At 73.8% G+C, this 21,091-nt stretch carries 24 protein-coding genes; 13 read left to right on the top strand and 11 right to left on the bottom strand.

The genetic code is table 11. The features are described from left to right. Positions 1–214 precede the first annotated feature (214 nt). Positions 215–1,636, top strand: a complete 1,422-nt coding sequence (locus tag ABD437_RS06335) for an FAD-dependent monooxygenase (protein ID WP_344647784.1) — start codon at positions 215–217, stop codon at positions 1,634–1,636. On the opposite strand, the gene ABD437_RS06330 is transcribed toward ABD437_RS06335, so the two are convergent. Next, on the bottom strand, positions 1,633–3,216 hold the full coding sequence (locus tag ABD437_RS06330; protein WP_425558095.1) for a peptide chain release factor 3: 1,584 nt from the start codon (positions 3,214–3,216) through the stop codon (positions 1,633–1,635). The genes ABD437_RS06335 and ABD437_RS06330 overlap by 4 nt on opposite strands. Before the next feature lie 185 nt (positions 3,217–3,401). On the opposite strand from ABD437_RS06330, the gene ABD437_RS06325 reads away from it, so the two are divergent. The 6 genes from ABD437_RS06325 (at position 3,402) to ABD437_RS06300 (ending at position 9,897) form a co-directional block, all read left to right on the top strand. Further along, a complete protein-coding gene (locus ABD437_RS06325) occupies positions 3,402–4,874 on the top strand; it encodes an MFS transporter (protein ID WP_344647783.1) in 1,473 nt (490 codons plus the stop codon). 49 nt (positions 4,875–4,923) lie between these two features. Next, positions 4,924–5,946, top strand: a complete 1,023-nt coding sequence (locus ABD437_RS06320) for a hypothetical protein (RefSeq protein WP_344647782.1) — start codon at positions 4,924–4,926, stop codon at positions 5,944–5,946. Between the two features lie 128 nt (positions 5,947–6,074). After that, complete coding sequence (locus ABD437_RS06315; RefSeq protein WP_344647781.1) at positions 6,075–7,289, top strand: MFS transporter; 1,215 nt, start codon at positions 6,075–6,077, stop codon at positions 7,287–7,289. Between the two features lie 4 nt (positions 7,290–7,293). After that, positions 7,294–8,148, top strand: a complete 855-nt coding sequence (locus ABD437_RS06310) for a helix-turn-helix domain-containing protein (protein ID WP_344647780.1) — start codon at positions 7,294–7,296, stop codon at positions 8,146–8,148. Positions 8,149–8,224: 76 nt separating this feature from the next. After that, positions 8,225–9,154 (top strand): NADP-dependent oxidoreductase, encoded by a 930-nt coding sequence (locus ABD437_RS06305; protein ID WP_344647779.1) that lies wholly within the window; start codon positions 8,225–8,227, stop codon positions 9,152–9,154. 122 nt (positions 9,155–9,276) lie between these two features. Further along, positions 9,277–9,897 carry an SRPBCC family protein gene (locus ABD437_RS06300; protein WP_344647778.1) on the top strand — a complete coding sequence of 207 codons (621 nt, stop codon included), beginning with the start codon at positions 9,277–9,279 and terminating at the stop codon, positions 9,895–9,897. 40 nt (positions 9,898–9,937) lie between these two features. Here ABD437_RS06300 and ABD437_RS06295 read toward each other — a convergent pair whose 3' ends face one another. Further along, on the bottom strand, positions 9,938–12,625 hold the full coding sequence (locus ABD437_RS06295) for a helix-turn-helix transcriptional regulator (RefSeq protein ID WP_344647777.1): 2,688 nt from the start codon (positions 12,623–12,625) through the stop codon (positions 9,938–9,940). Positions 12,626–12,753: 128 nt separating this feature from the next. Continuing rightward, positions 12,754–13,158, bottom strand: coding sequence for a Dabb family protein (locus ABD437_RS06290; RefSeq protein ID WP_344647776.1), 405 nt, complete (start codon positions 13,156–13,158; stop codon positions 12,754–12,756). A gap of 41 nt (positions 13,159–13,199) precedes the next feature. Between ABD437_RS06290 and ABD437_RS06285 the strand changes: the two genes are divergently transcribed. The 3 genes from ABD437_RS06285 (at position 13,200) to ABD437_RS06275 (ending at position 15,068) form a co-directional block, all read left to right on the top strand. Next, complete coding sequence (locus ABD437_RS06285; protein WP_344648162.1) at positions 13,200–13,622, top strand: TetR/AcrR family transcriptional regulator; 423 nt, start codon at positions 13,200–13,202, stop codon at positions 13,620–13,622. 70 nt (positions 13,623–13,692) lie between these two features. Next, positions 13,693–14,046 carry a hypothetical protein gene (locus tag ABD437_RS06280; RefSeq protein WP_344647775.1) on the top strand — a complete coding sequence of 118 codons (354 nt, stop codon included), beginning with the start codon at positions 13,693–13,695 and terminating at the stop codon, positions 14,044–14,046. Beyond that, entirely contained in the window at positions 14,043–15,068 is a 1,026-nt protein-coding gene (locus tag ABD437_RS06275) for an alpha/beta hydrolase family protein (protein ID WP_344647774.1), read from the top strand. Before ABD437_RS06280 ends, ABD437_RS06275 begins: the two co-directional genes overlap by 4 nt. Before the next feature lie 61 nt (positions 15,069–15,129). On the opposite strand, the gene ABD437_RS06270 is transcribed toward ABD437_RS06275, so the two are convergent. From ABD437_RS06270 to ABD437_RS06245, 6 genes are read right to left on the bottom strand one after another with little or no spacing between them, the layout of a single operon-like run. Then, entirely contained in the window at positions 15,130–15,711 is a 582-nt protein-coding gene (locus ABD437_RS06270; protein WP_344647773.1) for an Asp23/Gls24 family envelope stress response protein, read from the bottom strand. Continuing rightward, the gene (locus ABD437_RS06265; protein ID WP_344647772.1) at positions 15,711–16,268 is read right to left on the bottom strand and encodes a DUF6286 domain-containing protein; all 558 of its coding nucleotides are present in this window, start codon (positions 16,266–16,268) and stop codon (positions 15,711–15,713) included. The genes ABD437_RS06270 and ABD437_RS06265 overlap by 1 nt, the downstream gene beginning before the upstream one ends. Further along, entirely contained in the window at positions 16,265–16,663 is a 399-nt protein-coding gene (locus ABD437_RS06260) for an Asp23/Gls24 family envelope stress response protein (protein ID WP_344647771.1), read from the bottom strand. Before ABD437_RS06260 ends, ABD437_RS06265 begins: the two co-directional genes overlap by 4 nt. After that, entirely contained in the window at positions 16,656–16,841 is a 186-nt protein-coding gene (locus tag ABD437_RS06255; RefSeq protein ID WP_344647770.1) for a DUF2273 domain-containing protein, read from the bottom strand. The genes ABD437_RS06260 and ABD437_RS06255 overlap by 8 nt, the downstream gene beginning before the upstream one ends. A 15-nt stretch (positions 16,842–16,856) precedes the next feature. Next, the gene (locus tag ABD437_RS06250; RefSeq protein WP_344647769.1) at positions 16,857–17,183 is read right to left on the bottom strand and encodes an Asp23/Gls24 family envelope stress response protein; all 327 of its coding nucleotides are present in this window, start codon (positions 17,181–17,183) and stop codon (positions 16,857–16,859) included. Next, positions 17,180–17,668, bottom strand: a complete 489-nt coding sequence (locus ABD437_RS06245) for an Asp23/Gls24 family envelope stress response protein (protein ID WP_344647768.1) — start codon at positions 17,666–17,668, stop codon at positions 17,180–17,182. Before ABD437_RS06245 ends, ABD437_RS06250 begins: the two co-directional genes overlap by 4 nt. Positions 17,669–17,803: 135 nt before the next feature. Between ABD437_RS06245 and ABD437_RS06240 the strand changes: the two genes are divergently transcribed. Then, positions 17,804–18,376 (top strand): RNA polymerase sigma factor, encoded by a 573-nt coding sequence (locus tag ABD437_RS06240; protein ID WP_344647767.1) that lies wholly within the window; start codon positions 17,804–17,806, stop codon positions 18,374–18,376. Beyond that, entirely contained in the window at positions 18,373–18,822 is a 450-nt protein-coding gene (locus ABD437_RS06235) for a hypothetical protein (protein ID WP_344647766.1), read from the top strand. The genes ABD437_RS06240 and ABD437_RS06235 overlap by 4 nt, the downstream gene beginning before the upstream one ends. A 7-nt stretch (positions 18,823–18,829) precedes the next feature. On the opposite strand, the gene ABD437_RS06230 is transcribed toward ABD437_RS06235, so the two are convergent. Continuing rightward, positions 18,830–19,579, bottom strand: a complete 750-nt coding sequence (locus tag ABD437_RS06230; RefSeq protein ID WP_344648161.1) for an SDR family NAD(P)-dependent oxidoreductase — start codon at positions 19,577–19,579, stop codon at positions 18,830–18,832. Between the two features lie 102 nt (positions 19,580–19,681). On the opposite strand from ABD437_RS06230, the gene ABD437_RS06225 reads away from it, so the two are divergent. Further along, positions 19,682–20,515 carry a helix-turn-helix transcriptional regulator gene (locus ABD437_RS06225; RefSeq protein ID WP_344647765.1) on the top strand — a complete coding sequence of 278 codons (834 nt, stop codon included), beginning with the start codon at positions 19,682–19,684 and terminating at the stop codon, positions 20,513–20,515. Here the strand turns inward: ABD437_RS06225 and ABD437_RS06220 are convergent. Continuing rightward, the gene (locus ABD437_RS06220; RefSeq protein WP_344647764.1) at positions 20,505–21,071 is read right to left on the bottom strand and encodes a TetR/AcrR family transcriptional regulator; all 567 of its coding nucleotides are present in this window, start codon (positions 21,069–21,071) and stop codon (positions 20,505–20,507) included. The genes ABD437_RS06225 and ABD437_RS06220 overlap by 11 nt on opposite strands. Between the last annotated feature and the right edge of the window lie 20 nt (positions 21,072–21,091).

Raw genomic sequence — 21,091 nt, 5'->3', positions numbered from 1 at the left:
CCTTGTCGCAACAGCTTGAGACAATGCTTGCGACAAGTCAATAAGAGGTGGACGGTCGGCTGCGCGGCCTTGTAGCTTCCAGTCGGCCGTGGCCCTGCCGGAGGAGGTGAGACCCATGAACGTGCTAGCAGCGTGGGTGCTCCCCCTCCCGTCACGATCGGGCGATTGACGTAGGTGTCGCCGGGAGCGCCTCTCTCCCGAAAGGCAACACCTCATGTTCGACGTCATCATTTCCGGCTGTGGGCCGACCGGAGCCGTGCTCGCCGCCGAGTTGCGCCGGCACGACGTCCGGGTTCTCGTCCTGGAGAAGGACACCGAGCCCGTCTCGTTCGCACGCATCGTCGGCCTGCACATCCGCAGCCTCGAGCTGCTGGCCATGCGTGGGCTGCTGGAGCGCGTTCTCGAACGCGGACGCAAGCGGCCGGCCGGCGGCTTCTTCGCGGCCATCCCGGCGCCCGTGCCCGACGGGCTGGACTCCGCCCAGGCCTACCTGCTCGGCATCCCGCAGCCGGTCCTCGTCCAGCTGCTCGAGGAGCACGCGATCGCCCTGGGCGCCGAGGTGCGGCGCGGCTGCGCGGTGACCGCGCTCGAGCCGGACACCGAGGGCGTGACCGTCGGACTGTCCGACGGGGCACAGCTGCGTACGCGCTACCTCGTCGGCTGCGACGGCGCCCGCAGCACCGTGCGCACACTGCTCGGGGTCGGCTTCCCGGGCGAGCCCGCACGCACCGAGACGCTGATGGGTGAGCTGGCGGCCGCGACACCGCCGGACGAGATCGCCGCCACGATGGCCCGGGTCCGCGAGACCGACCCGCGGGTGATCGTCGCGCCGGTCAGCGAGCGGACCTACCGGGTCATCGTTCCGGCGGCGGGCGTCGTCGACCGGGCCGAACCACCCACCCTCGACGACTTCCGGCGGCAGTTGCGCGCGCTCGCCGGAACCGATTTCGGGGTGCACTCCCCGCGCTGGTTGTCCCGCTTCGGCGACGCCACCCGGCTCGTCGAGCACTACCGGGTCGGGCGGGTCCTGCTGGCCGGCGACGCGGCGCACATCCACCCGCCGATCGGCGGGCAGGGGCTCAACCTCGGCCTGCAGGACGCGTTCAACCTCGGGTGGAAACTCGCCGCCCAGATCCGCGGCTGGGCGCCGGAGCCGCTGCTCGACACCTACCAGTCCGAACGCCGCCCGGTCGCCGCCGACGTGCTCGACAACACCCGCGCCCAGATCGAGCTGTCGTCCACCGAGCCCGGCCCGCAGTCGGTGCGCCGGCTGCTCACCGAGCTGATCGGCTTCGATCAGGTGAACCGTCACCTGATCGGGAAGATCACCGCGATCGACCTGCGCTACGACCTCGGTGAGGGCCCCGCCCCGGTCGGCCGACGTCTGCGTGACGTCGAGCTGGCGCAGGGGAGCCTCTACGACCGGCTGCACCATGGCCGGGGCCTGCTGCTCGACCGCACCGGACGTCTGACCGTCGGGCGCTGGTCGGACCGGGTCGAGCACGTCGCGGATCCGGCGGCGTCGCTGGAGGTGCCTGCGGTCCTGCTCCGCCCCGACGGCTACGTCGCCTGGGCCGGTGACGAGCAGCACGACCTGGACGACCGGCTGGCCCGCTGGTTCGGCCCCGCCGGCTAACTCGAGCTGTCGAGGATGTCGTCCAGCCGGATGTCGGGGTGGTCCCTGGTCACCGAGGACAGCCGCCACGGTGACGGGAAGACCGCGAGCAGCGCCCCGTCCCGCGTCCGGGTGAACACCTCGACGCCGGGGGCCCGCTCCAGGACGCCGACCGCGGCGGCGTCGGTGCGGCGGGCCAGCTGGTAGGGCAGCGGGTCCAGGACGCCGGGTGCGCCGAACTCCTGGGCCAGGCGGTGCAGCGCGACGTCGAACTGCATCGGGCCGACCGCGGCGAGCACCGGGGCCTGCTCGCCGCGCCGGTCGGACACCAGCACCTGGACGACGCCCTCCTCGTCGAGCTGGACGACACCGCGACGGAACTGCTTGACGCGGCTGAGGTCCTTCGGACGGAGCACGGCGAAGTGCTCGGGGGCGAACGCGGGCAGCGGCGGGAACGCGACCGCGCGCCCGGTGTAGAGGGTGTCGCCGACACGCAGCGCGGACGCGTTGACCAGGCCGACGACGTCGCCGGGGTAGGCGATGTCGAGCGTCGAGCGCTCCTGACCGAACAACGAGCTGGCGTACTTCGTGCTGAACGGGCGGCCGGTGGTGGCGTGGACGACCTGCATGCCCCGGTCGAACCGGCCGGAGCACACCCGGACGAACGCGATCCGGTCCCGGTGGGCCCGGTCCATGTTCGCCTGGACCTTGAACACGACGCCGGAGAAGTCCGCCTCGAGCGGGCGCGGTGCCCCTCCGGCGGTCGGCCGCGGACCGGGCGACGGGGCCAGGTCGACGATCCCGTCGAGCAGGTGACGCACACCGATGTTGGAGACCGCGCTGCCGAAGTACACCGGGGTGGCCTTGCCGGCCAGGAAGTCGTCCGGGTGGTGCTCGGCGCCGATGCTGCTGAGCAGGTCCAGCTCCTCGACCGCCGTGGTGTACGCGGCGTCGCCGCTCAGCGCGGCCGGGTCGAGCACGCTCTCCGCCGCCACCGTGGCCCCACCGGCCGAGCGTTCGAACCCGACGACCTCGTCGTCGCGGCGACGGTCGACGAGCCCCTCCAGCGCACCGGCGATGCCGACCGGCCAGGTGACCGGCGTCGGGCGGATGCCCAGCCGCTCCTCGACGGCGTCGAGCAGCCCGAGCGCGTCCTGCCCCGGCCGGTCCCACTTGTTGATGAACGTGAGGATCGGGATGCCGCGGTGACGGCAGACCTCGAACAGGCGCAGCGTCTGGGGCTCCAGGCCCTTGGCCGCGTCGAGCAGCATCACCGCGCAGTCGACCGCCGTCAGCACCCGGTAGGTGTCCTCGGAGAAGTCGGCGTGGCCGGGCGTGTCGACGAGGTTGAGGATCGTGTCGCGGTAGGTGAACCGCAGCGCGGCCGACGTGACCGAGATCCCGCGTTCGCGCTCCATCTCCATCCAGTCGCTGGTGACGCCACGGCGACTCGCCTTGCCGTGTACCGCGCCGGCCTGGGTGATGGCGTCGGCGTGCAGCGCCAGCGCCTCGGTCAGCGTGGACTTCCCCGCGTCGGGGTGGCTGATGACGGCGAAGGTCCGCCGACGGCGGGCTTGGACGGCGACGTCGGGGTCGGACACCAGATCCCTACTTCCAGCTGAACAGGTTCTCGACCGTCAGCGTAGGCGGACGCGGCTGATGTCCGCCAACGTCGCTGACAGCGCGCTGAGAGGCGATGGCAGCGAGCTGTGCGCGATCTGACGGCGGCGGGGGCCAAGGTCGTTGCTGTGCGCAACCGCGCCTCATGACCGCGAAGTACCTACCGATGGGTTCCACCGTGACTGCCACCCCCGACGTCGCCGCACCCGGCCAGTCGTCGCACACCTACCGTTCGCTGGGCGCGGCCTGGATCCCGCTGGCCGCCCTCTGCCTGGCGTTCTTCGTCGAGATGGTCGACAACACGCTGTTGTCGATCGCGCTGCCGACGATCGCCCGTGACCTCGGGAGCAGCACGACCGGCCTGCAGTGGGTCACCGGCGCGTACTCGCTGACGTTCGGCGGTCTGCTGCTCACCGCCGGCTCGATGGCCGACCGCCTCGGCCGCCGCCGTGTCCTGCTGGTCGGACTGGCCGTGTTCGGGCTGCTGAGCCTGGGCGTCGTCTTCGTCTCCGAGAGCTGGCAGCTGATCGCGCTGCGCGCCGGTCTGGGCATCGCGGCGGCGGCGATGGCGCCGATCACGAACTCGCTGGTCTTCCGCCTGTTCGACGACCAGACGCTGCGCATGCGTGCGATGACCGTGATGATCATCGTCGGCATGTCCGGCTTCGTCCTCGGCCCGGTGCTCGGCGGCACCGTGCTGGCCCACTTCGACTGGCAGTGGCTGCTGCTGGTCAACGCCCCGATCGCGCTGATCGCCTGCATCGGCGTGCGGCTCGGGGTGCCGGCCGACCGCGCCGAGGACCTGACCGACGACACGCTCGACCTGCCCGGCGCCGTGCTCAGCGTCGCCGCGATCGGGCTCGCGTGCTACTCGCTGACCAGCGGCATCGACAACGGCTGGAGCTCCGCGATCACGATCGCCTCGATCGTCGGCGCCGTGGTGGCGGCGCTCGGGTTCGTGTGGCACGAGCGTCGTACGCCAGCGCCGATGCTCGACCTGAAGCTGTTCTCCAACGGCACCGTCCGGGGCGCCGCGATCGCGCAGATCGGGACGTCGATCGCGATGGCCACCGTGATGTTCGGCCTGATCCTGCACTTCCAGTACGCCTACGGGTGGAGCCCGATGCGTGCCGGTCTGGCCAACCTGCCGATCATCGTGACGATGCTCGCCGCCACCCCGCTGTCGGAGTGGCTCGCGAAGCAGTTCGGCCACCGGATCGCGTGCCTGGTCGGCGCGGGTTTCCTGGCCGGCTCGCTGGCCGGACTGTCCTGGGGCGTCGACCACGGGTACGCGGTCATCGCGGTCTGCATGGTGGCGATGACGATCGGTCTGCGCACCGTCATGACGATCTGCGCCATCGCCCTGGTCGACGCGATGCCGAGCAACCGCACCTCGATGGGCACCGCGCTCAACGACACCGCCCAGGAGGTGGGCACGAGCGTCGGAACCGCGGTGATCGGCACGTTCATCGCCGCGCTGGTGGCCACCCAGCTGCCGGCCGGTGCGTGGAGCGCGAGCCTGGTGGCGTCGTTCTTCCACGGCGAGCGGATCACCTACGCGGTGGTGGCGGTGATCGTCGGACTGGTCGCGGCGGGCGGCGCGCTCACGCTCACCAACTCGCGCTCGGTCGAAGAATAGGTAGCGGTTGCCGATGCGCCGCGTCCGGCGGTCGCACAGGCTCGACGTCGTGCCCGGAACCGAGAGCCGACGTCGAGCCCACCTCGTGGGCAGCATTCCGGCGGACGACGCCGCCGACGCGATGCGGTTGGCGGTCGAACACCTGCCGGGGCGCCTGGACCACCTGCCCGACGGCGAGACGGGTGAGCGGAGCCAGTGGATCATGAACGTCCTGGACGACTTCCGTCACCATCCGGCGTTGGAGATCACCCGGCCCGGCGACTTCTCCGGGTACGACACGGTGCCCCGCTACCGGGTCCGCCGCGGTGAGCGGCTCTACGGCGCCACCCTGGACCTCGGTATCACCGCCGCCGCGCGTGCGTCGTACCCGGTCTACCGGGAGCAGCGCGCCGCGGGCGTCCGGGGGTTCCAGGTCGGCATCCCGGGAGCGATCGACCTGGCGCTGTTCACGTTCGGTCCGACCGGTGTCCTGCGTTACGAGCGGCCGTTCGCCGAAGCGCTCGCGATCGCCATGCACGAGGTGCACCGTGACGACGTGGTGTTCCAGGTGGAGCTGCCGGCCGAGCTGGTGCTGCTGACCAGGGCGCCGCGCCCGGCGCGCCGGGCGCTGGCCGGCCTGCTGGCCGGGCGGGTGGCGGCACTCGCCCTGGGCGCACCCCGCGGAGCCCGGTTCGGTGCGCACCTGTGCCTGGGTGATCTCAATCACCGGGCGCTGGGGGCGCCGAGCGACGCCCAGCCGCTCGTCGAGCTGGCCAACGCGCTGGTCGAGCGCTGGCCGGCGAGCCGCCCGCTGCAGTACGTGCACCTCCCGCTGGCGGCCGGGGCGGAACCTCCGGTGGTCGACCCCGCGTTCTACCGGCCCCTGCGTGGCCTGCGGCCCGGTGGCGTCCGCGTCGTCGCCGGTTACGCCCACGAAGAGCAGGACCTCGGCACCCAGCGGCGCGTCCGCGACCAGGTCGAGGACGCGGTCGGCGCCCGGGTCGACGTGTCGACGAGCTGCGGCCTCGGGCGCCGCGACCGGGCGGGTGCGATCGCCGCCATGGACCGGATCCGGACCCTCCTCGACGACTGACGCGGTTGGGCGTAGCAACCGACGCGGATTACTCTTCAGAACCGGCAGCGTCGCCGATCTACCGAGAGGCGATCGGCCTGCCGTCATGGGACGGGTGACGACGTCACGCACAGAGGAACCGCACCCGAATGACCGTCACGTCACCCACCGCCACGATCCCGGCTCCGCCGCGCCGCACCCGGGCCCTGCCGGGCCTGCTGGCCCTCGGCGTCGGCGGCTTCACGATCGGCACCACCGAGTTCGTCACGATGGGCGTCCTGCCGCAGATCGCCGAGGGACTCCACCGCACCGAGCCGCAGGCCGCGCACGGCATCACCGCGTACGCGCTCGGCGTGGTCGTCGGCGTGCCGGTGCTGGCCATCCTCGGCGCCCGGCTGCCCCGGCGCGGGCTGCTCCTGGCCCTGATGAGCGCCTACGCGGTGTTCAACCTGCTCACCGCGATCGCGCCGAACTACGGCCTGTTCGTCGCCGCGCGCTTCCTCGACGGGCTGCCGCACGGCGCGTACTTCGGCATCGCCAGTCTGGCCGCGGCCGCGTTGGTCGACCCGGCCCGGCGCGGGCGCGCGATCGCGTCGGTGATGCTGGGCCTGTCGGTCGCGAACCTCGTCGGCGTGCCGGCCGCGACCTGGATGGGGCAGCACCTGGGCTGGCGCACGACCTACCTGGCCTGCGCCGTGCTGGCGGCGCTCGCGGTCGCGCTCATCTCCGCGTTCGTGCCCGCGACGCCGGCCACCGGCCAGAGCAGCGGCCGCGCGGAGGCCCGGACGTTCTTCACCCGCGGCCAGGTGTGGCTGACGATCGCGGCGGGCTCCATCGGCCTCGGCGGGGTGTTCGCGATCTACTCCTACATCGCCACGACCGTCACCGGCGTCGCCGGGCTCTCGGCCTCCGCCGTCCCGCTGTTCCTGCTCGCGTTCGGTCTCGGCCTGACCGTCGGCACCTGGGCCGGCGGCGAGCTGGCGGCCTGGTCGGTCTACCGGTCGCTGCTGCTCGGCGCCATCGGCACGACGCTGGCCATGCTGGCGTTCTGGTTCGCCGCACCGCACGGCTGGTGGGCGCTCCCGGTGGTGTTCGTCTTCGCCGGGCTCGGTTCGATCGTGGTGACGAACCTGCAACTGCGTCTCATGGACGTCGCCGGCGACGCGGTGACGCTCGGCGCGGCGATGAACCACGCGTCGCTCAACGTCGGCAACGCGTTGGGGGCGTGGGCCGGTGGCGTCGTCATCGCGGCCGGGTTCGGCTACCGCGCCCCCGCGCTGATCGCGACCGGCCTGGCGATCGTCGGCGTGCTCATCATCGCGCTCTCCGGCGCGCTCTCCCGCCGGGACGGCAGGGCACAATAAGGCGGTGGGAGGACAGGAGTTCGGCGCCGCCGTGCGCCAGCTGCGCGAGAGCACGGCTCCCGCGTCGGTCGGGCTACCGGTAGGCGATCGGCGGGTTCCCGGGCTGCGCCGGGAAGAGCTCGCTGACCTCGCCGGCATGTCCGCGGACTACGTGCGGCGGTTGGAGCAGGGACGCAGCCACCCGTCGGCCGGTGTGGTGAACGCGATCGCCCGCGCGTTGAAGGTCGGGCGGGCGGAGTACGAGCGGCTCTGCGCGCTGGCCGGGTACGCCGCCGCCGACGGGCAGGTGCCCAACGAGGTCGGGCCCGGCGCCACCCGGCTGCTGGAACGTTTCGCCGACACCCCGATGTTCATCTCCGACGCGGCGATGAACCTGGTCGCGGTCAACAGCGCGTTCCTGGCCCTGGAGCACTGGACGCTCACCGGCGACCCCTGGGACTGGAACGTCGCCTGGCGCACGTTCTGCGACCCGTTCGACCAGTTCCAGCAGTCCGACGCGGACGCGTCCGACCACGAGTCGATCCTCGTCGCCCAGCTGCGGAGCACGTTACTGCGCTACCCGACCGACGCGTCGCTCGCGTCGCTCGTCGACGAGCTGCGGACCCACAGCCGCCGGTTCGACGCGCTGTGGCGCACGCCGCGACCGGTCGCGGCCTACGAGAGCAGCGCCGCGTTCGAACACCCCGACGGCCACTCGGTGACGCTCGTCGGCAGCCTGCTCGCGGTGCCGGGTGACGACCTGACCGCGCTGCTGCTCACCGCGGCGCCCGGATCGGCCGACGCGGCCCGGCTCGCCGAGGTCGTCGGCGCCGCCGAAGGGCCGGCCGTCGTGCGGGTGGGCCAACTCGGCCCAGGTTGATCGCGCCGGATCCTGCGATGTTGGGTGCGGCCCCGGAGACGGGGCCACGGAGCACTCACAGGAAGCAGGCCCAGCCATGAAGGCAGTGCGTTTTCACGAGTTCGGCGGTCCCGAGGTCCTGCGTTACGAGGACGTCGAGCAGCCCACCCCGGGCGCCGGCGAAGTTCGGGTACGCGTCGCCGCCACGTCGTTCAACGGGGTCGACGGCAACATCCGCGCCGGCTTCATGCAGGGGCCGATCCCGGTGGAGCTCCCGCACACCCCGGGCATCGACGTCTCCGGCACGGTCGACGCGCTCGGCGACGGGGTGGACGGCGTCGCGGTCGGTGACCAGGTCGTCGGCTTCCTGCCGATGGTGGGCACCGGCGCGGCCGCGGAGTACACGATCGCGCCGGCGGACATCCTGACCGCGGCCCCCAAGAAAGTCCCGCTCGCCGACGCGGCGGCGCTGCCCCTGGTGGGGCTCACCGCGTGGCAGGCGCTGTTCGAGCACGGCAACCTGGCCGCCGGGCAGCGGGTGCTGATCAACGGCGCCGGGGGAGCGGTCGGCGCCTACGCCGTGCAGCTGGCCAAGGACGCCGGTGCGTACGTGATCGCGGTGGCCTCTCCGCGCAGTAGCGGACGGGTGGCCGGCGCCGACGAGATCGTCGACCACACCACCACGGACGTGACCGCGGCGGTGACCGAGCCGGTCGACCTCGCGCTCAACCTCGCGCCGGTCGCCCCGGAGCAGCTGGCCGCGCTGGTCACCCTGGTCCGGGACGGTGGCGCGCTCGTCAACACCACGGTCTGGATGCCGGCACCCTCCGACGAGAAGCGCGGAGTGCGCGGCATCGACCTGTTCGTCCGCAGCGACGCCGACCAGCTGGCCGACCTGGTGGCCCGGGTCAACACCGGCGAACTGACGATCGACGTCGCTCAGCGGGTGCCGCTGGCCGACCTGGCCACCCTCCACGCCCAGGCCGGCGCGGGCGACCTCTCCGGCAAGGCCGTCATCGTCGTCTGATGACGCGCAGTCACCACTCCGCGCCGATGGTGCAACCTAGGCGGCTTTCGCCGACGCGAACGCGGGACTCGCGCGCGCACGCTCGGTGAGGTCAGTCCGACGTCCGTTGCGGAGGAAATTTGATGCGAACTGCTCGAGCGATGTCGACCCTGCTGGCGATCGTCGGAGCGCTGACGGTCGCCGCCGCGCCCGCATCGGCGACCCCGGACACCGGCTCCGGTCCCGGCGCTCCGCAGTGCGCCGGACGGGGCACCGACCCGGCCGCGAGGATCCGCTACCGCGCGGAGACGGTGATCGACGCGCCGCTGCGCACCGTGTGGCGCATCCAGACCGACGTCGCCCGATGGCCGACGTGGCAGTCGGCCGTCACCACCAGCAAGCGTCTCGACCGGGGCCCGCTGCGCCCCGGATCGTCGTTCCGGTGGACGACCCCGGTGCCCGAGACCGCGCTCAACCCCGCGACGACGCTCGCGGTCACCTCCACCGTGAAGCAGGTGCAGCGCCAGAAGTGCGTGCGCTGGACCGGCCCGGCGGTGGGTAAGGGCCTGCGTATCGACCAGGGTGTCCACGTCTGGGAGTTCCGCGAGGTCCACGGCCGGGTCCACGTCCGCACCGAGGAGACCTGGCGCGGCGCTCAGCCCGAGCAGGACGTCGCGTTCTCGACCGCGGTGCTCGGCGCCGGGCTCGACGCCTGGCTGAAGGACCTGAAGACGACGGCCGAGCGGGAGTGCGGCCGACACTGACGTCGAGATGAGAAAACGGCCCCGCCCCGGCGGGGCCGTTTCACGTGTCGGCGCCGAGGCCCCGCAGGTTACGCAGCTGCCGGCGCGACGTGATGCCGAGCTTGCGGAAGATGTTGCGCAGGTGGGCGTCGACGGTCCGGGGGCTGACGTAGAGCCGGGCAGCCACCTCGGCCGACGTCGCGCCGGTCGCGACCAGCCTCGCCACGTAGAGCTCGCGGCTGGTCAGCTGCTCGTAGGTCGGCGTCGTCCGGCTGCGCGCGGTCTCCCCGGTGGCGCGGAGCTCGTCGGCGGCGCGGCGGGCGAACGCGTCGATCCGCGCGTCGGAGAGCAGTTCGTGGGCGATCCGGAGGTGCCTGCGGCTGTCGCGCCGACGCCCCTGGCGGCGCAGCCACTCGCCGTACAGGAGCTGGGCCCGGCCCCGGTAGAGCACCAGCGGGGACTTCTCCAGGTGCTCGACCGCGCTCCGGTAGTCGTCCTCGACGCCGGTCACCAGGGCACGGGCGTAGGCCGCGACCCCCGCGGCGGACTCCGTCGCGGCGGCCAGGGCCCGCTCGGACAACTCCTCCAGCGCGGAGGCCGCGGCGCCCGGCTCGTCGGTGCGGACGGCGGCCTCGACCAGTTCGGGCAGAGCGGCCCCGGCGAGGAACAGATCACCGGACGCGACGGCCCGGCGAGCGGCCACCAGCGCGGCCGGATAGTCGGCCAGGCTGTTGTTGAGCACCGCCGCGGACCAGTGCACGTTGGCCACCAGCTGGCCGGACCCCGGTTCGGCCGCCGCGGCCGCCACCGCGTCGAACAGCTCGAACGCGTCGCGGTCACCGCGCACCGCGGCGACGTACAGACGGTCGTAGTAGACCGGCGCCAGACCGACCGCGTCCGCGATGGCTTCCCCCTCGGCGGTCGCCGTGAGGGCGCGGCCGAGGTCACCCATGAGCGCGGCGCTGGACGCGATCTGGCCGAGGCCCAACCGGAGCAGGAGCGGTGACCCCGACTCGCGGCCGGCCTCGACGAGCCCCTCCGCGATCGCGCGGTGCGCGGTGGCGTCCCAGAGCTCGGCCGCCAGCAGGGAGGCGAGCGCCGGGCGCCGCGTCCACAGCGGATTTTGCGCGTTCTCGAGCTCCCGGCGGATCAGCGGTGCCGCCGCCCGGTGGCCGCCCGCGGCCAGGGAGGCCAGCGCGTTCAACAGGTCCGGTGGGGCTGGTGCCGCGCGCCGGGCGGCCGCGAGGACCTGCTCCAGCACACCGGTGGGGCGGCCGACGAACAGGCTCATCTCCAGCGCGTCGACGAGGCATTCACGCGATCGGTGCGGATCGACGTCACGCAGCCGCTCGGCGGCGCGCAGCATGTACATCGGGCCGTCGTCGGCGTCGTGCCGGGCGAGCGCGATCTGCCCGCGTAAGAGGTCGACCTCGGCGTGCCGGCGCGGGTCGAGCGCGTCGGTCCCGACCGTGCGCAGGAGCTCCGCCGCGTTGTCGACCGCGCCCGCGTCGAGGCCGGCCTGCGCGGCGGCGAGCGTCCGTTCGACGCGGGTGTCGGGGTCGGTGGTGAGAGCCGCCGCGCGCTCCAGGAACGCGGCCGCGGCCGCGAATCCGCCCCGGGACTGGGCGCGTGACGCGGACTGCCGCAGCGCGGTCGCGACCTCGTCGTCGGGGCCGATGCACGCCTGGGCCCGGTGCCAGGCCCGCCGGTCGGGGTCGGTGACGGGGTCGGTGACCTCGGCCAGCGCTTCGTGCGCCCGGCGACGCTGCTCGCCGGACGCGGCCCGGTACACCGCGGACCGGGCCAGCGGATGGCAGAAGCGGATCCGGGTGGCGAACTCGACCAGGCCGGTGTCGGCGACCGCCGCGCGGACCCCCGGGGCGTCGAGGCCCAGGTGCCGTGCGGCCGGCCACAGCAGGCCCGGGTCGCCGGTCGGCTCGGCGCCGGCCACCGTGAGCAGCAGCCGCGCCGCAGGGGGCAGGTCGGTCAGCCGCTCGCGGAAGCCGCTCTCGATCCGGTGGGTCAGCGACGTCGTGTCCGGCGGCGCGAAGCCCCCCGCGCGCGGCAGCTCGAGGAGCGCGAGCGGGTTTCCCTGGGCCTCGGCCACGATCCGGTCGCGGACCTCCTCGTCGAGGTGCGCGGCGCCACTGGCGGCGAGCAGCGTCCGCGCTTCGAGGTCGGTCAGCCCGCTGACGGTGAGGCCGGGGAGCTGGTCGAGCGCGTCCGGCGGGGCCGGGGTGCGGACCGTGAACACGATCGCGACCGGCTCGGCGGTGATCCGGCGGGCCAGGAACGTGATCGCGTTCGCCGAGGCGGCGTCGAGCCACTGCGCGTCGTCGACGAGGCAGAGCAGCGGCTGCTCCCTGGCCGCGGCGGCCAGCAGGTTCAGCGTGGCCAGGCCGACCCGGAACAGGTCGGCGGCGCCGGGCGCGGACTGGAACACGACCCGCAGGGCGTCCCGGTGCTGGTCCGGGAGGTCGGCCAGGTGCTCGAGGAACGGCGCGCACAGCTGGTGCAGCGCCGCGTACGGCAGCACGTTCTCGAACTCGGCTCCGGAGGCGTCGACGATCCGGAAGCCGGTGGCGGCCCGGCGGGCGTGGTCGAGCAGCGCGCTCTTGCCGATGCCGGCCTCGCCCCGCAACACCAGGACGCCACCCGGCCCGGTACGCGCGGCCGCGATCAGCTCGTCGAGACGCCGGGCCTCCTCCTGTCTCCCCACGAGGCGATCAGCGGGCGCGGCCGTCCACACGATGGGAACGTTAACGCGCGGCGCCCGACCTCCGGCAATGAACGCCGGACGCACCGGCGACGGCGGCCATCGACGGCTTCGTCGTGGTGACCACCGCACTGGCCTACGTACTCGGCCGGGGCTGGCGGCTACTGGACGCGGGAGCTGCCGAGGTTCGTCGGTAGCGCTGCCATCAGCTCGGCGAGGACGGGGTCGGTCTCGACGTGACGCCGCTGGAGATCGGCCACCTTGGCGCCGAACTCGGGGTCGGGGTCGTCGGTGACGTCGAAGGCCTCGAACTTCTCCATCATCGGCAGTCCGCCGCGTTCGGCCGCGGAGTGCGCCGGATGGGTGAGGTACTCCCAGTAGCCGTCCAGGTCGGCCAGGACGAACACCGCGCCGAAGTCGTAGTCGGCGCCGATGTCGGTGCCGACGACGAAGCTCAGCACGGCCGGGATCTCCTCGCCGGCCGTCCGTAGCAGCGCGAGTGCCTCGTGCGCGGCCTCGGCGGAGATGCCGTCCTTCAACTTGATCCGGTTGCCGTGGAAGATCACCAGTCGCCGCCTTCGCTCGGGGAGGTGTGCCGGACACCTTCATCGAACGCTCGAGCGGCGGTCTCTCGCGTCGGCAGAACCTACGTACCGCCGGCCGCGCCTACGACGGCGTGTCCGTCGAGGACTTCGTCCAGCAGCTGGGGGTGCACCGCAACAGCCTCTACAAGGTCTTCGGAAGCAAACGCGGGCTCTATCTCGCGGCCTTGCGGTGGCACCTCGAGCACCAGCTCCCGCCGCTGGCCGAGCGGCTCGCCGCCGGCGCCGACGTCGTCGACGAACCCGGGCTCGACCTGCTGTTGCTGGCCGCGGTCGAGCGCGCCCCCGTCGACGTCGAAGTGGCCGCCCTGGTGTCCAAAGCCTGGCACGACCTGGAGCGGGCACTGCAGCTGTCCCCGGCTCCGACCGCGCTCAGCGCGGTGCTCGGCGAACGGCTCCGGGTCCGCGCCGGGGTGCGCCGCCCGTAGCGCTCGCCACCCACCGCCGGCCGGACGTCGGTTCCGGCCGGTCCCGCCTGCCCACGAAAGGACTTTGCGCATGGCTCAGGTCAGCATCAACGGCGACGACCTCGTCGTGGAGATGGAAGCACTGGAGAAGCTCTGGGCGTTCAAGAGCCGCCTGGTGATCCCGCTGGTGAACGTCCGGGGCGCCACCGCCGACCCGGGGATCGCCCACGACCCGAAGGGCCTGCGCGCGCCCGGGACGAACGTGCCCGGCGTGATCACCGCGGGCACGTTCCACCAGGACGGTGAGCGCGTCTTCTGGAACGTCCGCGACCGGGCCCGCGCCGTGGTCATCGCGCTCGCCGACGAGCGCTACGCCCGCCTGGTCGTCGAGGTGCCCGACCCGGCCGCCACGGTCGCGCTGATCGAGCAGGCGATTCCCCGATGAAGGCCGGTCTCCGGCTCGCACTGTCGGCGGCCGTCCTCACCGGCCTCGTCGCGGCGGCGGCCCCACCGGCCCGCGCCGCGGCGCCGACCGCGCCGACCGTGCCTGCGACCGACCACGAGGTCAGTTTCGTGGTCGACGGCACCACCACGTACGGCACTCTGCACGTCCCCGCCCATCACCGGGGTCGGACGATGAAGGCCGCGCTGCTGTTACCCGGCAGCGGCCCCACCGACCGCAACGGTGACCAGGCCGCGCTCGCGCCCCACACGCTGACCCAGCTCGCGGCGGCACTGTCGCGCGAGGGCGTGGTCAGCCTGCGTTTCGACAAGTACGGCACCGGGCGCACCGGGCTCGGCGCCTACGCTCGGAAGCCGGAGACGATCGACTACGACGCGTTCGTCCGCCAGGCCGACGCGGCCTACCGCCTGCTCGCCGGGCGGCCCGAGATCGACCGGCGCGCGGTGCACCTGATCGGACACAGCGAAGGCGCGCTGACCGCGCTGCGCGTCGCCGTCACCGCGCGACCGCGTGCGGACGGCGTCGGCCTGCTGCAGCCGTTGGCGCGACGCTTCCTCGACGTGCTCGCCCAGCAGCTGCGTGACCAGTTGGCCGCCGCCGTCGATGCCGGTCAGCTGGACCGTCCTCGGCAACGGGCCGCGGAGCGTGCCGTCGACCGCGCCGTGGCCGACCTCCGCGCACACCGCCCGATCGGCACCGAGGGCATGCCGCCGGCGGTGGCGGAGCTGTTCCGCGGGCTGGCCGGCCCCAGCCGCCGCTACGTCGAGACGATCGACGCCGTCGAGCCCGCGTCGCTCGCCCGCCGCCTGCCGCCGGGAACCCGGACGCTGCTCACCTGCGGCACCGCCGACCCGCAGGTCCCGTGCGACGCCACCACCGAGCTGGCCGCCGTCGTCGGCCGGGTCGTCCTGCCCGGCGTCGGCCACCTGATGACCGACCCCGCCGCTCCGGGAACGCTCGCTCCGTCGCTGCTCGACGCGGTGCACCGGTTCCTGCGGGACTGACCCGTCAGCCGAACAGCGGGGCGGCCTTCTGCCCGGCTCCGACGAGCTCGCCCCGTGACGCTCAGTGCACCCGGGGTAGCGAACGCCGGTGGCCGGCGACCGTGAGGTTGATCCGGGTGGTCACGTCGTCGCGTCCCAGCACGGTCCGCAGGTCCGCGGCCACCGCGTCCGAGGCGGTAACCACGTCGGTGAGGTCGGCGTGCGGCTCCAGCGTCGCGGTGAGGTCGACGACGGTCGCGCCGCGCTCGTGGACGACGTGGCCGCGGGCCGAGCGGACCCCGGGTGTCTCGGCGAACACCGACGCGGCGGTGTCGGCCGGGCCGGCGGGGGAGAGCACCAGACGTCCGCTCCGGTCGGACCCGGAGAGGAGCAGCGCGCCGACGCCGCGCCGGGGCAGGTGCGCGAGCAGCCACCAGGCCGCGAGCACGACCGCGAGCACCCCGGCGGCGCCGGAGGCCAACGGCCACCAGGACGCGGTGACGACGTCGTCGGCGGATCCGGTGCTGATGCGGTCGGGTGTACCGGGCCACTGATCGGCCAGCCAGCCGGTCGGCCACGCGACCAGGGCGGCGCCGAGGCCGAGGAGAACGACACCGGCCACCAGCGCGGCCAGCCGGTCGAGCACGAGCGTGGAGCGACGCATCACAGGACCCTCCGGGAGTCGGCGCGCGGCGCACGGAGCCGGACCCGCACGGCGGGCGGCGTCCGCAGGTGCGCCAGGCGCGCGGAGACGGCTCGCGTGACGGCGTCCGCGAGCGTGGGATCGTCGGTCGTGGCCTCGACCGTGGTCACGACGCGACGGCGGCCAGCCGACGTCCGCGCCGAGAGGACTCCACCCACCTCGCCGGCGGCGTCGGAGGCGAGCCGGGCCACCCCGTCGGCGGTGAGGTAGAGGCCGGTGGCGGAGTCGACCGGGATGCCGCGGCGGGGGCGCGGACGGACCGCGGCGTAGACGAGCCCGAGGCCGACGAGAGCGAGCCCGGCGCCGACCGGGATCAGCCAGGACCGCGCGGTGAGGCGGCCGGCGGCGTCGAGGAGTGCGGGCACGGTGGCCCGGCCCCCGAGCAGCCCACCGGCGACGAGGCCGTCACGCGCCAGGACGACACCGACGACGAGGAGCACGGTCGCGAGCAGCGGACCGGCGACGCCGATCGGCCCGCGGACGAGCCGGGCGGGGGCGCGTTCACCTGGTGTCGTCACTGGACTCTCCTTCCGGGGGTGGTGTCGTCGCGGACGATCGTGGCGACGGTGACGTCGACGGTGTCCACGCGGAACCCGGCCAGCGCCGTCAGCTGCTCGCCGACCGTGCTCCGGACGTCGGCGGCGAGCCGCGCCGCGGGCACCGGCCAGCGACCGGCGATCTCGAGCCGGGCCCGGACGCGGTCACCGGCGACCACGACCTCGGCGCGGGGGTAGCCGCGCCCGGCCAGCCCGCCCGACGTGACGGCGACGCCGTCCACACCGCGGGCCGCGGCGACCGCGATGCGCTCGGCCACCCGGTCGGCGATCCGGAGCCGGCCGCGCTCACCCGCGGGCACCGGCTCGGGCCGGGCCCCGGCGGCCGGTGCGGCGGGGGCCGTCGTCGTCTCAGCCACGGCCGCGTCCCGGCAGGAGCGACCCGAGGTCGATGCGCCGGTCCAGGTGGGCGCCGACCAGGTATCCGACCGTGGCGAGCAGCACGGCCGCCAGGCACCAGCCGAGGCCGCCGACGGCACCGGTGAGCGCGATTAGCAGCGCGGCGAACAGGCCGACGACCGACGCGGGAACGGTCATGGTGATCTCCTTCGATCAGGACGGGTCGATGTCTTCGACGACCACTCGGACGGGCAGGTCCACGGCGGTGGCCAGGGCGGCGTGGACGCGCTCGGCGGTGGCGCGGATCGGGGCCGAGGCGTCGAGCACCACGTGCACCTCGACGTCCTCGTCGTGCACGGTGACCCCGGCGACGCGGCGACCGGGCAGGTACGTGGCCACCTCGCCGAAGAGGCCGCCGTGCAGCCGGCTGACCCCGGGCACCCCGATCGCCAGCGCGGCGATCGTGTCCGCGAGCGTCGCGTCGACCTCCGGCCCGGCGGCCGGCTCGTCGGCCGCCGGGCCAGGGGGGCGAGCGATCACAGCACGCGCGGCGCGCGGTCGGACTCGACCGCGGTGTCCTCGTCGGGCAGGTAGATGTCGGCCACGGCGATGTTGACCTCGACGACCTCGAGCCCGGTCATCCGCTCCACCGACGTGATCACGTTGCGACGGACCCCGGCGGCCAGCTCGGTGATCGCGACCCCGTACTCGGCGATCAGGTCGATGTCGACGGCCGCCTGGGTCTCGCCGACCTCCACCGACACACCCTGCGAGTGGTTGGTGCGGCTGCCGGGGATCCGCTCGCGCAGCGCGGTGATGGTGCGGGCGGCGCCGCTGCCCAGCGTGTGCACGCCGGCGACGTCACGGGCCGCGATGCCGGCGATCTTGCTGACCACCGTGTCGGCGATCGAGGTCGAGCCGAGGTCGCCCGCCAGGCGGCTGCCGCGCACGACGAGCTCGCTCGAGCCGGCGCTGCGGGGGGTGGACGCGACGTTCTGCTTGGTCGTGGTCGTCGTCTCCGTCATGACCTCTCCTCCTCGGGAGTCCGTGTTGGTGTCGAATGGTTGGAGCCGGGGTGCGGCCCATTCGTCACGGCGGAGTTCCTGTGACCTAGGTCACAGTCGAGGGAGAATGGTCGCTGACCTGGGCAGATACGCCTGGTGCCCCCGACGACAGAGGCCGCCGACGGGCATCCGCCGGACCCCGTGCTGGTGCGCCGCGCGCGCCTCGGCGACAAGCAGGCGTTTGCGGCGATCGTCACGCGCCACGGCGCCGCGCTCTACCGCTACGCCTCCCGCGTCCTCGACGACCGCTCGGCGACCGAGGACGTTCTCCAGGACGCGTTCCTCGACGCCTGGCGCGGCCTGCCGAGCTTCCGCGGCGACTCCTCGCTGCGCACCTGGTTGTTCACGCTGGTGCGCCACCGCGTTTCGCGTCAGCTGGGCCGCCGCTCGGCCGTTCCGCAGACCGGTTTCGACGACGCCGCCGCCGACATCGCGGACCCGGCACCCGACCCGGCCCAGCTCTCCCTCGGCCGGGACCTGCGTGAGGCGCTGGACAGCGCGTTGCGGCTGCTCCCGGACCGGCAGCGGTCGGCCTGGCTGCTGCGCGAGGTGGAGCAGCTGAGCTACGCCGAGGTGGGTTTGGTCCTCGGCGTCAGCCCGACCGTCGTACGCGGTCTGCTGGAGCGAGCCCGGGTCACGTTGGCGACTACGCTGAAGGAGTGGCGGTGAACGACCCTTCGGACACCGGTGACGCCCTCGCGCGCGCGACCGACCTGCTGCGTGGGCACACCGACACCGGCTGGACGAGGCTGCAGCCCGGCCTGCTCGAGCGTGCGCGCGGTGCGTTCCGCACGTCCGAGCCCGTGCGCGGCCGCCACGCCCACGGCGACTACTTCGTCCGCACCGACGTGCTGACCGACCAGATCCGGCGCGCCGTCGACGCGATCCCCGGCGCCGCCGCGGCGTCGATCACCTGCACGACCGGTGACCGCGACGAACTCACCGGGGTCACGATGCAGATCAGCGCGGGCTACGGCCGCCAACTGTCCACGTTGGCGGCCCAGGCCCACGCCGCCGCCCACGCGACGATCGTCGAGCTGCTCGGCGACCTCGCGCCCGGCGTCGACGCCGTGCGGACCCACGTCCACATCGACGACGTCGTCGACGAGCGCTGAGCCGGCGTCAGGCCGGGCGGGCGACGGTGATGCCGCCGTCGACCGCGAACGTCGCACCGTGGACCATGCGGGCCCGGTCGGAGACCAGGAACGACACCGCGTCGGCGATGTCCTGCGGCTGCAGCGGGACGCCGGCGGGGGTGGTCGCCGCCATCGCGCGGACGGCCTCGGCCGCGTACTCGTTGCCCGGCGTCGCGGTGGCGCCGGGTGCGACGGCGTTGACCCGGACCCCGCGAGGTCCGTACTCGGCCGCCCACGACCGGGTCAGCTGCTCGTCCGCGGCCTTGGTCGCGCTGTAGAGCGCGCCGAACGGGCCGCCGAGCGTCGCCATCCAGGACCCGATGGTCACGATCGCGCCCGAACCCCGCTCGGCCATCGCCGGCGCGAGTGCCCCGACCAGGACGTGCGGCGCGCGGACGTTCACGGCGAGCATCGCGTCGAGGTCCTCGTCGGCGAGTGCCTCGGTCGGACCGACCGGGTAGAGCCCGGCGCTGTTGATCAGGACGTCGACCCGGCCGCCGAGCAGCTCGGTCGCCTCGGTCACGGCGGTCCGGAGCACACCCGGCGCGGCGCCGAGGTCGACGGCGAGGAAATCGGCCTTGCCGCCGGCGGCGCGGATGGCGTCGACGACGGCGGAGCCCCGGGCGGAGTCCCGGCCGCCGACGACGACGTGCAGACCGTCGGCGGCCAGGGTGCGAGCGATGGCGGCGCCGATTCCGCTGGTGGCGCCGGTGACGAATGCGGTGGTGAAGGTCATGCCGGGAAGTCTCGGCCGGTGCGCGGAGTGGTACCAGGTCACGTTCAGCCTGGTCATGGTGTGACCAGGCAGCGCACCGACGGGTCGGGTATAGCTGGAGACGTGCACCCCGACCGGACCGCGCTGGCGGCTTTTCTCCGCTCCCGCCGCGACCGGCTGAGCCCGGCGCAGGCCGGCCTCGAGCCGTTCCGCGGCCAGCGGCGCGTGCCGGGGCTCCGGCGCGAGGAGCTGGCGATGCTGGCCGGGCTGAGCGTCGACTACTACACGCGGATCGAGCAGGGACGACAGCCGAACATCTCGCTCGAGGTGCTCGACGCGTTGGCCTCGGCGCTCCGCCTCGACGACGTCGAGCGGGCACATCTGCACGACCTCGCGGCGCCGGGCCGGCGGCGCGGCGGAACCGCTGTCGCGCAGCGCCCCGATCCCGGCCTGCTCCGGGTGATGACCGCGCTCGATCACCGGCCGGTGCTGCTGCTCGGCCGGCGCGGTGTCGTGCTGGCCCGCAACGCGCTGCTCCGCGCCGTGCTCGGGCGGGACCTCACGCCGGGCACCGCGTTCGTCGACTACCTGTTCCGCGACCCGATGGCCCGGGAGCGGATCGTCAACTGGGCCGACTTCGCGCAGGCCTCGATCGGCGCGATGCGGCGGGAGGTCGGGCGGCACCCGCACGACCAGCGTCTGCACGCCGACATCGCGGCACTGCGCCGCGACGATCCGGACGTCGCGCGCTGGTGGGACGACCAGCACGTCCGCGACTACACGTCGGTGACCAAGCGGATCGAGCACCCCGCGTTCGGCCGGCTCGAGTTCGACATCGAGGTCGTCGGGGCGCCCCACGAACCCGACCAGCGGCTCACGATCTACACCGCGCCGCCGGACTCGCCGACGGCCGGGCTCCTGCCCGCGCTCGCGGCCTGGGAGTTCGTCACCCCGTGACGATCGCCTCGACGGCGTCACGCAGCACGTCGAGCTCCTCCTGCTCGGCGCGGTGACCCTGCAGCATGCGGCCGATGGACAGGCCGTCGACGACCACCAGGAGAAGGCGCGCCCTGCGCTCGACCGGACCGGGCGCGACGGCGCCCTCCTGCTCGAGCCGGGTGAGCCAGTCGACGACCCGGACGCGTGAGCGCTCCACGAACGACGTCCACGCGAGCCGGGAATCCGCTGTCGAGTCGGACCCGACCATGCCGCTGAGCACCACGACCCAGGTCTCGAACGGCAGGTGCGGCGGCAGCAGCTGGGCCAGGCACTCGACGAGCCGGTCGACCGCGGGCACGTCGGGGTCGTCGATCCGCAGGTCGCGTGCCGTCTCGTCGTACGCGGTGTCGAAGACGGCCCGGTAGAGCTCCCGCTGGGTGGGGAAGTAGTGGCGCAACGTGCTGGCGCCGACGCCGGCGCGCGCGGCGACCGACCGGACGCTCAGCGCGCGCTCCGCGTTCTCCCCGAGCAGCTCCCGCGCTGCGGCGACGATCTGGGTGCGTCGGTCGCTCATCGGCCCATCTTCCCGTGCCG

It is taken from the genome of Cryptosporangium japonicum (assembly GCF_039524755.1).
GTDB lineage: Bacteria > Actinomycetota > Actinomycetes > Mycobacteriales > Cryptosporangiaceae > Cryptosporangium > Cryptosporangium japonicum.
The sequence above is the reverse complement of the archived record's forward strand: the minus strand, read 5'-3'. Positions and strand labels throughout refer to the sequence as shown.

Excerpts from the sequence above, each read along its gene's own strand:
- ABD437_RS06335 (WP_344647784.1), top strand. The coding sequence starts at position 215 with ATGTTCGACGTCATCATTTCCGGCTGTGGGCCGACCGGAGCCGTGCTC.
- ABD437_RS06325 (WP_344647783.1), top strand. The coding sequence starts at position 3,402 with ATGGGTTCCACCGTGACTGCCACCCCCGACGTCGCCGCACCCGGCCAG.
- ABD437_RS06315 (WP_344647781.1), top strand. The coding sequence starts at position 6,075 with ATGACCGTCACGTCACCCACCGCCACGATCCCGGCTCCGCCGCGCCGC.
- ABD437_RS06305 (WP_344647779.1), top strand. The coding sequence starts at position 8,225 with ATGAAGGCAGTGCGTTTTCACGAGTTCGGCGGTCCCGAGGTCCTGCGT.
- ABD437_RS06300 (WP_344647778.1), top strand. The coding sequence starts at position 9,277 with ATGCGAACTGCTCGAGCGATGTCGACCCTGCTGGCGATCGTCGGAGCG.
- ABD437_RS06280 (WP_344647775.1), top strand. The coding sequence starts at position 13,693 with ATGGCTCAGGTCAGCATCAACGGCGACGACCTCGTCGTGGAGATGGAA.
- ABD437_RS06275 (WP_344647774.1), top strand. The coding sequence starts at position 14,043 with ATGAAGGCCGGTCTCCGGCTCGCACTGTCGGCGGCCGTCCTCACCGGC.
- ABD437_RS06270 (WP_344647773.1), bottom strand. The coding sequence starts at position 15,711 with ATGCGTCGCTCCACGCTCGTGCTCGACCGGCTGGCCGCGCTGGTGGCC.
- ABD437_RS06255 (WP_344647770.1), bottom strand. The coding sequence starts at position 16,841 with ATGACCGTTCCCGCGTCGGTCGTCGGCCTGTTCGCCGCGCTGCTAATC.
- ABD437_RS06245 (WP_344647768.1), bottom strand. The coding sequence starts at position 17,668 with ATGACGGAGACGACGACCACGACCAAGCAGAACGTCGCGTCCACCCCC.
- ABD437_RS06230 (WP_344648161.1), bottom strand. The coding sequence starts at position 19,579 with ATGACCTTCACCACCGCATTCGTCACCGGCGCCACCAGCGGAATCGGC.
- ABD437_RS06220 (WP_344647764.1), bottom strand. The coding sequence starts at position 21,071 with ATGAGCGACCGACGCACCCAGATCGTCGCCGCAGCGCGGGAGCTGCTC.